Origin of the sequence: Terrisporobacter glycolicus ATCC 14880 = DSM 1288 (assembly GCF_036812735.1) — a bacterium.
Taxonomy (GTDB): Bacteria; Bacillota; Clostridia; order Peptostreptococcales; family Peptostreptococcaceae; genus Terrisporobacter; species Terrisporobacter glycolicus.
Genome location: NZ_CP117523.1, coordinates 1,556,577 through 1,569,588, shown reverse-complemented (window position 1 = coordinate 1,569,588; position 13,012 = coordinate 1,556,577). Strand labels below are relative to the sequence as shown.

Sequence of the window (13,012 nt, the reverse complement as noted above, 5' to 3'; positions counted from 1 at the left end):
AGTCATCTACATTTAATTTTTTAATATATTCTAACTTTGTATCTCTTCTTATCTTAAAGAGTTTTAGTAAAATAGTAGCTTTTCCCTACTACGGGATAATTCCTCCATATAAAGACTTCCTTATATATAAAACAATATTTTCATCTTCTTCTAATTGGTAACTCTGAAAAATCATTAAAAAATAATTTTTTTATCTCATCAGATGAAATTATTAATTTATTTCTTACTATAACATCTTCAAAATCTCTATCCATCGTTTCCACGTAATTTATATATTTTTTTAAAATATTAGTAAACTCTAGAGAAGTTTTAAACTTAATACTTTTAATCCTATCTTCATAGGTAAGTTTGTCTTTAGAACCAAGTATGTATTCCATCATTTCTGAGGATGTCTCTTTTTTAAATTCATCACCTAATTCCTTATGCATATAGTCATTAAATCTTGTTTGATACATATTGTCTTCACCAAGTTGAGGTAATACATTTGAAATATAGTCATTAAAAATATTGTTTGGAGAAAATATTATTATATTTTCAGGTGTTATTTTATCTCTGTGTTTATATAGCAAATATGCTATTCTATGAAGTGCCACAGAAGTTTTTCCACTACCAGCTGCTCCTTGAACAATTAAGTTTTTATAATTTCATTACGAATCACTTGGTTTTGCTCTCTCTGAATAGTTGTAACTATAGCTTTCATTTTGTCATCAGAATTTTTACTCAAAAGTTCTTGCAACATTTCATCATCAATACTTAAGTTACTGTCAAACATATACTCAATTTTTCCATCGCTGATTTTATATTGTCTTTTCCCAGTTATTTCACCAGATATTATTCCTTCTGGACATTCATAACTCGCTTTACCAGTTTCGAAGTCATAAAACATGCTTGAAATAGGTGCTCTCCAGTCATAAATAAGAAAATCAAAATCTTCATTAATAAGGTTTGACAACCCAATATAGCATTTTTCAGTAGTATCTTCTTTATCTTCAATAAAGTCAATTCGCCCAAAACAAGGAGATTCAAGCATTCTTTCATATTTTTCTTCAAGCTTTTCAGTAAATTCATGATCTATTTTTTGATTTTTCATAATATTCATAAATGATATAAAATCTGAAAGTTGATCTAATCCATTTTCTATAGAAATAGACCCAAGATCATTCCATTTTTATTTATGGTATAATTATAGTGGGAAAGAAACAAGACTTACTCCTTTGCATTAAATCATTGATTATAATATATATAGCATAAAGCTCAGTCATGGTAGCTGTATTAACAAAAATATTATAATAATAAGCAAATCATGCTAAAGTGTAAACACTGATGCAAAAATTGATAAAATCTATATTGGCAAGCAGAAATCCTAGGTATCATTATTTCATAATATTCTTAATAATAAAAGGCAGAGAATAAGTCTCTGCCTAGAATAACATTATATTATTAATTTGTTGGAACAACCAAGGGTTCTTCTTCACCATATTTGGGCTATTGCCAACTACATAATTAAATGCAGGCAAATTATTAACATTATTATTAAGCAGGTGATGGAACTTGTATATCAAAGCAAAGTAATGCTCTTGCAGTACCATTTTGAGTGCTTATTGTTACATGATCTATATTATATGCTGTAAGTGCAGCCGTTCCATTTGGAGGTACAATTTTTTGTAAACTATCTACAACAAAAGTAATGTCTCTTTGTCCTAAGTTTGTTAATATTACTGTTCCAGTTACAGTTAGATTAGAAGAGTTTCTATAAACCTCTGTTCCTGTACCTGATGTAGCAGTTGCTCTTATACTAAATTGTTGCTTAACAAATCCTTCGCAACATTCACTTTTTATATCGCATTCTTTTTTCTTATCATCACAGTCTGGTTCTGGATCCCATCCACCGCAACATCTTCTATCCATATCATACATAATAATTTCATCTCCTTTTAACTAGACAACCTTTAAGATTGCCTGTAATATAAGATATTATTTTTATGATATTTTGTTACACATATTTTTACAATTTTCTACTTTTTTCGTAATGTATAACAGTTATATATTTATTGTATCCTTTAATTTATAAACGTCTGACTTCATGATAAATTAGATATAAAATATTAAGTCACAAATTTGAAATTTATATTATTCTCCCTTAATAATTTGTACTCCAACACCGTTTGGATCATTTACAAAGAAGCACTCCATATGTTCACCTAAAACTGCTGGTTCACTAGAAATAATATTATTTTCTCGACCTTTCTTTAAAAGATCATCATAGTTTGATGAATAAATCCCAACGGAAATATTACTATTGGCTGAATTTTCTAATTTTAAATTTTTATCATAAATTAATTCAATTTTCATTCCATTCTCTGCTACAAAAAAAGCTATACACATAGATTCCTTAGGTGAAAATTCCTTTTCTGATTTCATTCCTAAAAAATCCCCATAGAATTCTTTTGATTTTTCAAAATCCTTGACTTTGATAGTAATCCAATTAATTATCATATTTATTTTCCTCCTTAATACTGCTATTTAATGCGCTTTACTTGTTTATGATTTATGAATACTTGCGATAATAAAAATAATCTAACTTTCAATTGCACTATTAGGTTTCATTAAAAATTATAGATTCTTCTTTAAAGTATATAACCTAATGTTATCAGGAAAACCCTTAATTTCACCACAAATTACATATCCTTGCTTTACATAAAAATGTGGAGCTTGAAAAGAATAAGTAGTCAGGTGAGCAATCTGACATCCTACATTCTTAGCCTGTTCCTCGATTTCTTTCAACAAACGAGATGCAATCTTTTGAGCTCTATAATCCTCCTGTACCCAAAGAACCTCTATTTCTAAAGATGATAAATAAGTAACACCTGAAATCCCCCCTACTATAAACCCTTCTTCATTGCGTGCTATATTAACAACCTCCATATTTGGAACCTTTAATTTACCATTTGTTTTTTTCATATTGTAATTCAGTAAACCGTTTATACGAATTGATTTAAAAAACTCTTGTTCATCACAGTCATTACAAATCTTAACATACATCTTTATCACCTCCACAAAACAAATATAAATAGATAGAATTAGAATATATTTGTCAATATATTAAATTAATAAAACAAAACGAAGAGATTATGGATTCACTATGATACAATTTAATTACTATAATATTTTCATGGAGGTACTGTTATGCCAGTATACCTAGCTCTTTTATTAGCAACGGCTATTACTATTTCTACTTTTATTATAATTATTTTTAACTTATGTGATGATATTATTTTAGATAAAATTTTTTCAAAATTAAGCAAAAAATCTCAGTACATTGTATTACTTATTTCAATTAGTTTTATTTTAATTTATATTTGCTTACTTATATATAATTTATAAGCAACCGTTAAATCAATCATTATAATTAAATTATCTCTGCAAAAATTTCATGTATGTTACCATCTGGGTCTGCAAATAATGCAGTCCTTTGGCTCCAGGGCATATTCTGTGGTTCTTGAATAGAAGTTGCACCCATTGAAATCAATTGCTTAAATGATTTATCAACATCATTTGGATTTTCGCATGGAAAAGCTAGTTCAAAAGACTGCCCATCTGCTTTTTTACTATATTCATTACTATATCCGTTCATAACATTTCTCAAGCAAATGGCAAATCTTACTCCCGTATTATCAAATTCCACATATTCTCCAAGGTCATTTTTAATTCTAAATCCAAGAACTTGATTATAAAAACTTCTCATTCTGTCTATTTCATCTGTCCAAATTGTAATAAGATTAATTTCTGATTTCATATAGTTACCCCCTTATTAATTAAAAAACTCTATCATAGTAATTGTAATACATACCAAGATAGAGTTTTATATTTTCATTAAAGTTTTTTATTTATTTTTTACAACTTTTATAGACTTCGATGGACATTTTTCTACACATGTAGGATTTGAGCATTTCACTATGCAAATATCACTATCCACAATAGCCAAGTTGTTTTCAACCTTGATTGCTTCGTGTTCACATTTTTTAGCACAAACACCACACCCTAAGCAAGATACACTACAGAATTTTTTTGAAACTGCTCTTATATCTTTATTGTTGCATTTTACTTGCACATGAGCATCTATAGGGACCATAGAAATAACTTTTTTAGGACAAGCATTTTCACATTTACCACAACCTGTACATCTGTTTTTGTTTACTACAGGCAAATTATTTTCACCCATTTTTATGGCATCAAATGGACAGTTTTTTACACATGTTCCAAGTCCTAAGCATCCATATTCACAAGCTTTTGGTCCATTTAGAAAAATGTTGGCACTTATGCAATCTTGTATTCCATCATATTCATATTTATCAACACTATTATCTTTACAACCATCGCAGTGAATATAAGCATATCTAGGCTCTATTTCTTCTGCAAATTTTCCAGTTAATTCAGCTACTCTTTTTGCTACAACTTCTTTTCCAGGTATACATAAATTAGGCAAAACGTCTTCGTCTATAACTACGGCTTCTGCATAAGCTAAGCACCCTGCGTATCCACAGGCACCACATTGTCCTTTTGGTAATACATCTTCCACCATGTGTATTAATGGATTTACTTCTACTTCAAATTTTTTATTTGCTATGGCTAATATGAAACCAAATAAAAGGCCTACGCAAGTCATCAGTATTACTATTAATATAGCTACTTCCATATTTTATCCCTCCCCTACAACATTCCTGAAAAGCCTAAAAAAGATAGTGCCAACATACCTGCTATGATAAATGCTATTGGCATACCTTGTAGAGCTTTTGGGACATCAGCATAGACTAATTTTTCTCTTAAACTTGCCATTACAGTTATTGCAAGGGCGAAACCTATTCCTGACCCTAGAGCTTCTACTACGCTCATCATAAAAGGATAATTATTTTCTGCATTTATTAGTGGTACTCCAAGTACTACACAGTTAGTAGCTATTAATAGTAAGTATATTCCCCACATTCCATAAAGAGTTGGTGAATATTTCTTTATAATCAACTCCAGAAGCTGAACAAAACTTGCTATTAAAAGTACAAATACAACTGTTTTCAAAAACATTAAGTTCAATGGAATTAGAACAAAATGCATAACTAACCATGATAAAATAGTGCTTAGTGTCATAACGGAAGTTACTGCCATCCCCATACCAACTGATGCATTTAAATTTTTAGAAACTCCAAAGAATATACAAAGTCCTAAGAAACGTGTTAGCACAAAGTTATTTACTAGGATAGTTGAAATAAATAAAAACAAATATTCCTTCATTAATTTTCACCCACCTCATATTTCTTCATTTCTATTTTTTTGTCATACAACTTCATTGCTCCCATAATATATCCTATTAATATAAACGCCCCCGGTGGCAATATCATAATTAATGCAGGATTATACCAAGAACCCATTACAGTCATTCCAAATATAGTCCCATTTCCTAAGCATTCTCTTATTATTCCTATAGTTACCATTGCTATTGTGAATCCACATCCCATTCCAAGTCCATCTAGAAAAGAAGGTAAAACTTTATTTTTTGATGCAAAAACTTCCGCACGAGCTAATATAATAGCAAATACAACTATAAGAGATAAATATATGCCTAGGTCACTATATAGTTTTGGAGCATAGGCTTGTAAAACAAGCTGAACAACCGTAACAATAGTTGCAATAAAGGTTATATATACAGGGACACGTACTTTACTATTTACAAATTTTCTTGTTAAAGATACTACTGTGTTATTTGCTGTTATAACAAATAACACACATAAGCCCATAGTAAGGGCATTTATTGCACTGGACGTAACGGCTAAAGCTGGACATAAACTAAGTGCTAATCTGAATATAGGATTTTCGTTATATATGCCTTTTGAGAAAACCTTCCACAGCTCTTTACTTGTCATATTACTTACCTCCTATATATTCATTTACCTGTTGGACAGCTTCATGTATACCCTTTGTAACTGCTCTTGATGAAATTGTGGCACCTGTTATAGCTTGAACATCATCTTTATCAGAATGATCTTTAGTAACAACTAAGTGGTCTATATTTTTACCTTTAAATTGGTCTTTAAATGGAGATTTAGTTGTTTTGTCTCCTAGACCTGGTGTCTCATTATGGCTTAACACATTGTATCCAATTACTTGACCCTTTGTATCAACGGCTACTAACAATTTAATTGTTCCACCATATCCTTTAGTCTCACTTTGAGTTATATAACCAATAGTTTTATTATCTTTTAATGCTTCATAAAATTCACTTTTGCCTTTTATAGTTTTGAAATCATTCGCTTCTTTAATCAAAGCTTTCATAGATTCATTTTTTAGAATTTCTGCATTTTTAGCTGCAACTGGAGCTGTAACAAAATAAACTAAAGCTATTATCAAGCTGCAAGCAAAACATGCTACGGTTAAATTTAAAGTAATTTTGAATATGGTTCCTTTATTATCTTCTTTTTTAGACATCTTGTGAAACCCCCTTATGACCAAATATCTTTGGTTTCACTAGCCTATCTATCAATGGTGTAAGTGCATTCATTAATAATATTGAGTAACAAACGCCTTCTGGATATCCGCCTTGTAATCTTATTATTGCCGTAATCAATCCTGCTCCAAAAGCAAATATTAACTGTCCTTTTTTCGTTATAGGAATGGTAACCATGTCTGTTGCCATGAAAAATGCACCTATTACCAATCCACCAGCCATCATATGAAATGCTGGATCACCAGTAAAAAATCCATTTGCTCCAAATATCCAAGTGAAAATTCCCACTGTGCCTATCATTACTACTGGAATTTGCCAGTTTACATATTTTTTATAAATTAAATATGCTCCTCCTAGAAGAAGTAAAATCGTACATGTTTCTCCTATACATCCATTTCTTGTTCCAAAAAACAATGCTTTATAAAGTTCCAAATTGCCACCATAAGTTTGTATTAAAACATCATAACCTTGCATTTTTGCTATATTAAGAGGCGTAGCTGAAGTTACTGCATCTACACTTGTTGTAACTTGTGACCAAGTAGTCATAGCTACTGGCCAAGATACCATCAAAGCTGCTCTACCAATATGAGCTGGGTTAAATATATTTTGACCAAGACCTCCCATGGAATGTTTCCCTATAACTATAGCGATGGCTGCTCCGATTCCAACCATATATGCCGGAATTGTAGGTGGCATACACATTGCTAATAATAAACCGGTTAATACTGCACTTCCGTCAGAAATAGATATAAATTGTTTTCTAAATTTTTGTACTAAATATTCGGCTAAGACAGCACTTAAAATACTTACTATAACTATTATTAAAGCATTAGTTTTAAAATAAATCACACCAAATAGTGCTGCTGGAACTAAGGCAAATACTACATTCCACATTATCTTCGGAACTGATTCATCACAACTTATATGGGGTGATGATGATACTGTATTCATAGTTGCACCTCCTTTTCTTATTTTTTATTACCTTGCGCGTGACACTGTCTTTTAGCATATCTTATGCTTTGAACTATTTTTCTCTTAGCTGGACATGAATAAGCACAACTTCCACACTCTATACAATCTAACAAGTTGTATTCTTCCTTTGCTAACAAATATGCATCTTTATCACTAAGATTTGCCAAGGTGCACGGTAATAAGCCTATAGGACATGCTTGAACACATCTACCACATTTTATGCAAGGATATTGTTTTTGAATATTTGTTTCTTTTTCTGTTAGTAACAATATGCCTGAAGTACCTTTTACTACGGGAATGTCTAATGTATACTCTGCAAATCCCATCATTGGCCCACCCATTATTACTTTTTTATATTCTTCCTTTACTCCTCCACAATAGGAAATAGCATCTTCAAAAGTTGTTCCTATTTTTAGAAGTAAATTCTTAGGATGTGCTACTCCTTCTCCACTTACTGTAACTACTCTTTCTATTACTGGTTTTCCACTGCAAACTGCGTCGTAAATTGCAACAATAGTTCCCACATTTTCTACTACTACAGAAACATCTGTAGGCAGTCCTCCTGATGGAACTTCTCTTCCTGTAATAGATTTTATTAGCATTTTTTCTGCTCCTTGAGGATATTTAGTAGGAAGTTGCACAATTTCTATATCTGTTTTTCCTTCATTTATTCTTAATAACTCTTCTTTTAATTTTTCAATAGCTTCCTTCTTGTTGTCTTCCACACCAATGTATACCTTAGTAACACCTAAGATTTTCATAACTATTTTAGTTCCTTTAATTACTTTTTCTGTATATTCCACAAGTATTCTGTTATCTGCATTTAAATATGGCTCGCACTCTGCTCCATTTAAAATAAGAGTATCCACTTTTTTATTTGGTGATAATTTAACATGAGTTGGAAAAGTTGCTCCTCCCATTCCTACTACTCCCAAATCTTGAATTATTTGTTTTAATTCACTTACATATAATTTTTCATAGTCTCTATAAACCAAAGTATCTTCTGCCCATTCATCTTCTCCATTACTTTCTATAATTACGGATAAGCACTTTCCGATAGTGCCATTGTTATAAAGACAAATATCAACCACTTCTCCACATATGGATGAATGAATATTACTCGATACAAATCCTTGTTGTTTCGCTATTAACTGTCCTTTTTTTACTATATCCCCTTTTTCAACTACAGGGACTGCTTCTGCTCCAATATGTTGTCTAATAGGTATTACCACTTTTTTTGGAATAGGAGCTATCTCTATAGGAACTTTACTTGAAAGTTGTTTATTATCTTTGGGATGAATTCCTCCATAAAAATTTTTAAACATTTTCTACCTCCCCTTTATAAGAAATTATTACAGTTGATCTATTTTAAGAAATAATTTTAATTATAGTAGGTAAGTTATTTCTCTTACCTGCTTTTTTATCTGCTACTTTAATAAATATTATTGATATGATAAAGAAGATAGCTCCAAATACTACTTTTAACACTGTGGCTGATTTATGTGTGTATACAGAAACTAAATATCCAATTATAGATCCCATAAATACTAGTAATAGCGGCTGAATATAAACTATATAAACCGACGGAACTATATTATCCTGTTGAATTTGAACACATACCTTATCTCCAACTTTTGCTCCTATGGTATTGTTTACAGATACGATTAAATTATTGTTTCCCGGACAAGCCCCACAGTTTTTACATTCACTATGCCTTCCAAGCTTAATTTTAGTGATATCATCATTTTGCTCTACCACATATCCAACTTCATTCCTTTTCACGGTATTACCTCCAATTCTTTCTTCTAGTGTCTTCCATTACAAATACATTTTTTATAAATAATTATTCTCTTGCCTAAATAATATTAACTCTCGTGTCCATAAACAATAAAAGTTAATTATTTAACCGTTAAATTAAATTAACATTATTTTTTAAAATTTTATATCACGAAAACGAATCTAATACAATAAATAAAAATGTCCAAGACCATATCATCATTGATACAGCCTTGGACATTTTTATTGTTCTAGTATAAAACTTCATTTTCTTTATTTGATTTATACTCTTTAGTGAGTAAGAATGGTGTAAATAATATTGCATAAGTTAAAATACTATATAAAAGAATTTCCCATGTGTATACTGCCGTATATCCTCCTCCAAATATGATCCCAATAACATTGTTTACCATGTGTAACAACATTGGAGCCCATATATTTTCCGTTTTCATATAAGCGTACCCTAAATAAATACCTAAGAATATGCAAGTGAGTGCATGACCAGCTACACAATATAAAGGTGTTTTGGGACTGTAAAGAGTGAAGCAAAGTGGAGCATGCCAAATCCCCCATATAAAACCTAGAATTATTACACCTATTCTTTTACCATAAAGCTTTTGTAATCTAGGCTGTAAGAAGTATCTCCATCCAAACTCTTCTCCAAAGAATAAATTAAACCCGATTAAAAAATTAGCAATTAAACTCATAATGGCCATTACTATATTTTCCATAAGTTTATCTGAGTTCACTTGCCCATTTATAAATTCTGGTATGTTACTAGCTAAAATAATTACTATAAATATTAATATAACGGTTGCAACTTTTTTAGAATTTTTACCAAAACATAAATTTATATCTTTCATTTCATAACTATTTACTAATACTAAATATAAAAGATATACAGATACAATAGTATCTATAATTGATGATAACCACCCACTACTTGGTAAAAATGATTCACCTATTGTAGTAATTATCCTCAAAATTGTAGCTATTGCAAAAACCTTAAAAAATTTGTCTATCTCAGGTTTAAACTCATATTTTGAAATTTTCTTTAAAACTATAATAGTTGAAAATGCTGGAATATACATAAATAATACAGCAAAGTTAGCAGCTAAATCTTCAGCATTTGTTTTTGATGAAGAAATAAATAAAAATATTGATATAAAGGCTATAATCCCAAAATTGATTAGTAGAAAATTTCTTATTTCTTTTTTTATAATTTTAACATCATTACTCATTATAACTCCTCCTTGTGTAGTCTAATATAATTATTAACTTATTGATAAATCTAAATTTTAAATACCTAGAATTCCTATGTATTCAAGATGATTGTATTCCATTTTGTGGTAGTAGTCAAGTAATATAATTTTATTTATCATAATTAAAAATCACTTTTTTAATATTAAAACAGCACCCATATTAATGGGTGCTCTATGTATGTTTATGTTAATCTATTACAAATTATTATAACAAGTTTTTAATAATTATATTTCTTCTTTATATTCTATTTTTAAACCCTTAGAAGATAAGAAGTCCTCAGCAAAACTACTTTTTTCAACTACAAAAGTAGTAAATTTACTTCCTTCTATGTTTTTACCAAAAATCTTATTGCTAATCTTTTCAACTGAGTTTGGAATTGTTAATTTTCTCAGTTTCACAGAGTCAAGTGAATTTTTTCCCATAGATTTTACTGATGATGGCACATTCAGCTCTTTAAGCTTCCCACAAAAAGCAAACATTCCTTCTGGTATTGCCTTTAAATTTGCTGATAACTTTATTTCTTTCATACACATATTTGATGCAAAGGCAAATTTACCTACTTCCTTAATAGTGTCTGGCATATATACTTCTAAGAGATTTCTTCCTTCAAAAGCTTCACTAGCAATTCTTGTTACTGGCTTATTTTCAATTGTTTCTGGTATGTTAATTATTTGTTCTTTACCAATGTATTCTTTGATTATAATCCCTCTGCCTTTTACTTCATAAACATATTCGTCTTTTTCATTCTCTTTTGTCATCTTTCTGTCTCCCCTTAATATAGATATATATATTATATCTATTTTGAAAATAATGTAAAGTTATCTAACTAATCTGATAAATTTATCATTAAATAAATAAAACAAAAAATAAAATATAGGGTTAATTCACCCTATATTTTTATATATATTATTTGATAAACAACTTATTATTATATACAAAACCTACAACCAAATAGGATATAAATAGGCTATTTATAAATGTAACTATTATCCTACCAATACCAACAAATCCCCTTGTTTTCAAGAAGAAAGTAGTAAACGATATTGTAAGTATAGATGTAATAAATATTATACTTAAACAAATTTTCTTTTTATTTATTACTAAGTAATATTTTTTATTCATTGTGTCTCTGTTTTTATAAATATAAACAAATATAATAAAAAATCCAACTAACGTACTGCCATGCTGAAGTATTTTATAAATTGAAATATTAAAATGTGATACAGTAATACTACTTCTCAAAAAACCAATGTTTTGTACAAAAAAACCTGTGTTATGTGTGAAATCATCCCATAATACATGAGTAATCATTCCTATTAAGCATGAATAAACAAAAATAAAAATATCTCTTTTATTTGATAATATATTTTTATTTTTAATCAAGTACATATATTTGTTTGATATAAAATTAGGTAATGTACAAATAAATAACTCTTGTATATATTTATAAAATAAGTAATTCAATAAAAAACACATGGGTAAGTTAAATAATAAAAATCCCCAAAACGTATGGCCTAAATTACTACTTGGACTAAATAATACAAAGTATATTATATCTGGAGCCATGGATCCGAATATTAAACCACTGAAATTAAAATATTTGCTTTTCAATGGTAGTATAATGGACGGATGGGCAAATGTAAACGGCATATTTTTCCTCCTAATATGTGTCTGCTATTCTTCCCACTAAAATCCAATTAATTCATTTTCTTCTGCATACCCCTTCTCTAGAGCCTCTTCTCTAAGAAAAGCATATAGCTCTGCATATGTGCTTTCCACATATGGATTTACATAAAATATAGAAAGTAATCCTAAAGTTAATGCTGATAATAAATACCAACCTATAAAAGATATATCCAGTAAAAGAGCTCCACCTTTATTACCATACATCATATTTTTACTTATTTCAAAAGCTCTTTTTCTGCTTATATTAGGATTTTCACTTAATATATAAGGTATCATTTTATATTCGTAAGATTTTACTATTCCTGGTATTAAAAATAATAGTGACCACAAATATATGAATAAATCCATCATAAACATGGTGAATATTGAACTTTTAAGTTTTCCACTTTTATAAAGAAATAATATACTTTTTACAGGCTTTTCTTTATGCCTAATTCCCATAAAATAATTATTTTTACCTACAGTTATAGGATAGGCTACTAGTAATTTAATAAGCAAACTTAAAATAATAGCTACTATAAATATGTTTACAAAAAGTAGGACTAAACCATCTGCAAATATATTTTCAAATATACTTGTAGCTCCTCCTTTTATATCTACAGATGCATCTTCGTATTCTTCTGTGTAGTTTTCATTGTATGCGCTGTTGTAATCCTCCCTTATTTCGTTAGCACTATTGGCTACCTGTCCCATACCTCCTGCTAAAACAAATGCTATAAAACTTACTAATACTGCTTTCCAGTAACACCTTTTAAAAGTGATTTTTGCTCTTTCTTTTAACTGGCTACTTTTCCACATATTATCTCCCCTCTCTTTGAT

General features: G+C 29.5%; 18 protein-coding genes. 1 reads left to right on the top strand and 17 read right to left on the bottom strand.

Going from position 1 to position 13,012, the window contains the following annotated elements:
- Positions 1–140: 140 nt before the first annotated feature.
- The 5 genes from TEGL_RS07770 to TEGL_RS07750 all read right to left on the bottom strand — a co-directional run bounded on the left by TEGL_RS07770 (position 141) and on the right by TEGL_RS07750 (position 3,042).
- Positions 141–593, bottom strand: coding sequence for a hypothetical protein (locus TEGL_RS07770; RefSeq protein WP_026255063.1), 453 nt, complete (start codon positions 591–593; stop codon positions 141–143).
- Between the two features lie 35 nt (positions 594–628).
- Positions 629–1,099 carry a hypothetical protein gene (locus tag TEGL_RS07765; RefSeq protein ID WP_026255064.1) on the bottom strand — a complete coding sequence of 157 codons (471 nt, stop codon included), beginning with the start codon at positions 1,097–1,099 and terminating at the stop codon, positions 629–631.
- A gap of 434 nt (positions 1,100–1,533) precedes the next feature.
- Positions 1,534–1,917 (bottom strand): S-Ena type endospore appendage, encoded by a 384-nt coding sequence (locus TEGL_RS07760; protein ID WP_018590260.1) that lies wholly within the window; start codon positions 1,915–1,917, stop codon positions 1,534–1,536.
- 213 nt (positions 1,918–2,130) lie between these two features.
- Positions 2,131–2,496, bottom strand: coding sequence for a VOC family protein (locus TEGL_RS07755; protein WP_018590261.1), 366 nt, complete (start codon positions 2,494–2,496; stop codon positions 2,131–2,133).
- A 117-nt stretch (positions 2,497–2,613) separates the two neighbouring features.
- Positions 2,614–3,042 (bottom strand): GNAT family N-acetyltransferase, encoded by a 429-nt coding sequence (locus TEGL_RS07750; protein ID WP_018590262.1) that lies wholly within the window; start codon positions 3,040–3,042, stop codon positions 2,614–2,616.
- 144 nt (positions 3,043–3,186) lie between these two features.
- On the opposite strand from TEGL_RS07750, the gene TEGL_RS07745 reads away from it, so the two are divergent.
- The gene (locus TEGL_RS07745) at positions 3,187–3,384 is read left to right on the top strand and encodes a hypothetical protein (protein WP_018590263.1); all 198 of its coding nucleotides are present in this window, start codon (positions 3,187–3,189) and stop codon (positions 3,382–3,384) included.
- 25 nt (positions 3,385–3,409) lie between these two features.
- On the opposite strand, the gene TEGL_RS07740 is transcribed toward TEGL_RS07745, so the two are convergent.
- The 12 genes from TEGL_RS07740 to TEGL_RS07685 all read right to left on the bottom strand — a co-directional run bounded on the left by TEGL_RS07740 (position 3,410) and on the right by TEGL_RS07685 (position 12,991).
- A complete protein-coding gene (locus TEGL_RS07740) occupies positions 3,410–3,796 on the bottom strand; it encodes a VOC family protein (RefSeq protein WP_018590264.1) in 387 nt (128 codons plus the stop codon).
- A gap of 87 nt (positions 3,797–3,883) precedes the next feature.
- The gene (rnfB, locus tag TEGL_RS07735; protein WP_018590265.1) at positions 3,884–4,696 is read right to left on the bottom strand and encodes an RnfABCDGE type electron transport complex subunit B; all 813 of its coding nucleotides are present in this window, start codon (positions 4,694–4,696) and stop codon (positions 3,884–3,886) included.
- 14 nt (positions 4,697–4,710) lie between these two features.
- Positions 4,711–5,286, bottom strand: a complete 576-nt coding sequence (locus tag TEGL_RS07730; protein WP_018590266.1) for an electron transport complex protein RnfA — start codon at positions 5,284–5,286, stop codon at positions 4,711–4,713.
- Positions 5,286–5,915 (bottom strand): electron transport complex subunit RsxE, encoded by a 630-nt coding sequence (rsxE, locus tag TEGL_RS07725; RefSeq protein ID WP_018590267.1) that lies wholly within the window; start codon positions 5,913–5,915, stop codon positions 5,286–5,288. Before rsxE ends, TEGL_RS07730 begins: the two co-directional genes overlap by 1 nt.
- 1 nt (position 5,916) lies before the next feature.
- On the bottom strand, positions 5,917–6,477 hold the full coding sequence (locus TEGL_RS07720; RefSeq protein WP_018590268.1) for an RnfABCDGE type electron transport complex subunit G: 561 nt from the start codon (positions 6,475–6,477) through the stop codon (positions 5,917–5,919).
- On the bottom strand, positions 6,470–7,447 hold the full coding sequence (locus TEGL_RS07715; RefSeq protein WP_018590269.1) for an RnfABCDGE type electron transport complex subunit D: 978 nt from the start codon (positions 7,445–7,447) through the stop codon (positions 6,470–6,472). The genes TEGL_RS07720 and TEGL_RS07715 overlap by 8 nt, the downstream gene beginning before the upstream one ends.
- Before the next feature lie 17 nt (positions 7,448–7,464).
- The gene (gene rsxC, locus TEGL_RS07710) at positions 7,465–8,793 is read right to left on the bottom strand and encodes an electron transport complex subunit RsxC (RefSeq protein WP_018590270.1); all 1,329 of its coding nucleotides are present in this window, start codon (positions 8,791–8,793) and stop codon (positions 7,465–7,467) included.
- Between the two features lie 43 nt (positions 8,794–8,836).
- Positions 8,837–9,250, bottom strand: coding sequence for a SoxR reducing system RseC family protein (locus TEGL_RS07705; protein ID WP_018590271.1), 414 nt, complete (start codon positions 9,248–9,250; stop codon positions 8,837–8,839).
- Positions 9,251–9,495: 245 nt separating this feature from the next.
- Positions 9,496–10,485, bottom strand: a complete 990-nt coding sequence (locus TEGL_RS07700) for a CPBP family intramembrane glutamic endopeptidase (protein WP_018590272.1) — start codon at positions 10,483–10,485, stop codon at positions 9,496–9,498.
- Between the two features lie 246 nt (positions 10,486–10,731).
- Complete coding sequence (locus TEGL_RS07695; RefSeq protein ID WP_018590273.1) at positions 10,732–11,265, bottom strand: leucine-rich repeat domain-containing protein; 534 nt, start codon at positions 11,263–11,265, stop codon at positions 10,732–10,734.
- Between the two features lie 148 nt (positions 11,266–11,413).
- Complete coding sequence (locus tag TEGL_RS07690) at positions 11,414–12,157, bottom strand: DUF4184 family protein (RefSeq protein ID WP_018590274.1); 744 nt, start codon at positions 12,155–12,157, stop codon at positions 11,414–11,416.
- A 36-nt stretch (positions 12,158–12,193) separates the two neighbouring features.
- The gene (locus TEGL_RS07685; RefSeq protein ID WP_018590275.1) at positions 12,194–12,991 is read right to left on the bottom strand and encodes a DUF975 family protein; all 798 of its coding nucleotides are present in this window, start codon (positions 12,989–12,991) and stop codon (positions 12,194–12,196) included.
- Positions 12,992–13,012: the final 21 nt, after the last annotated feature.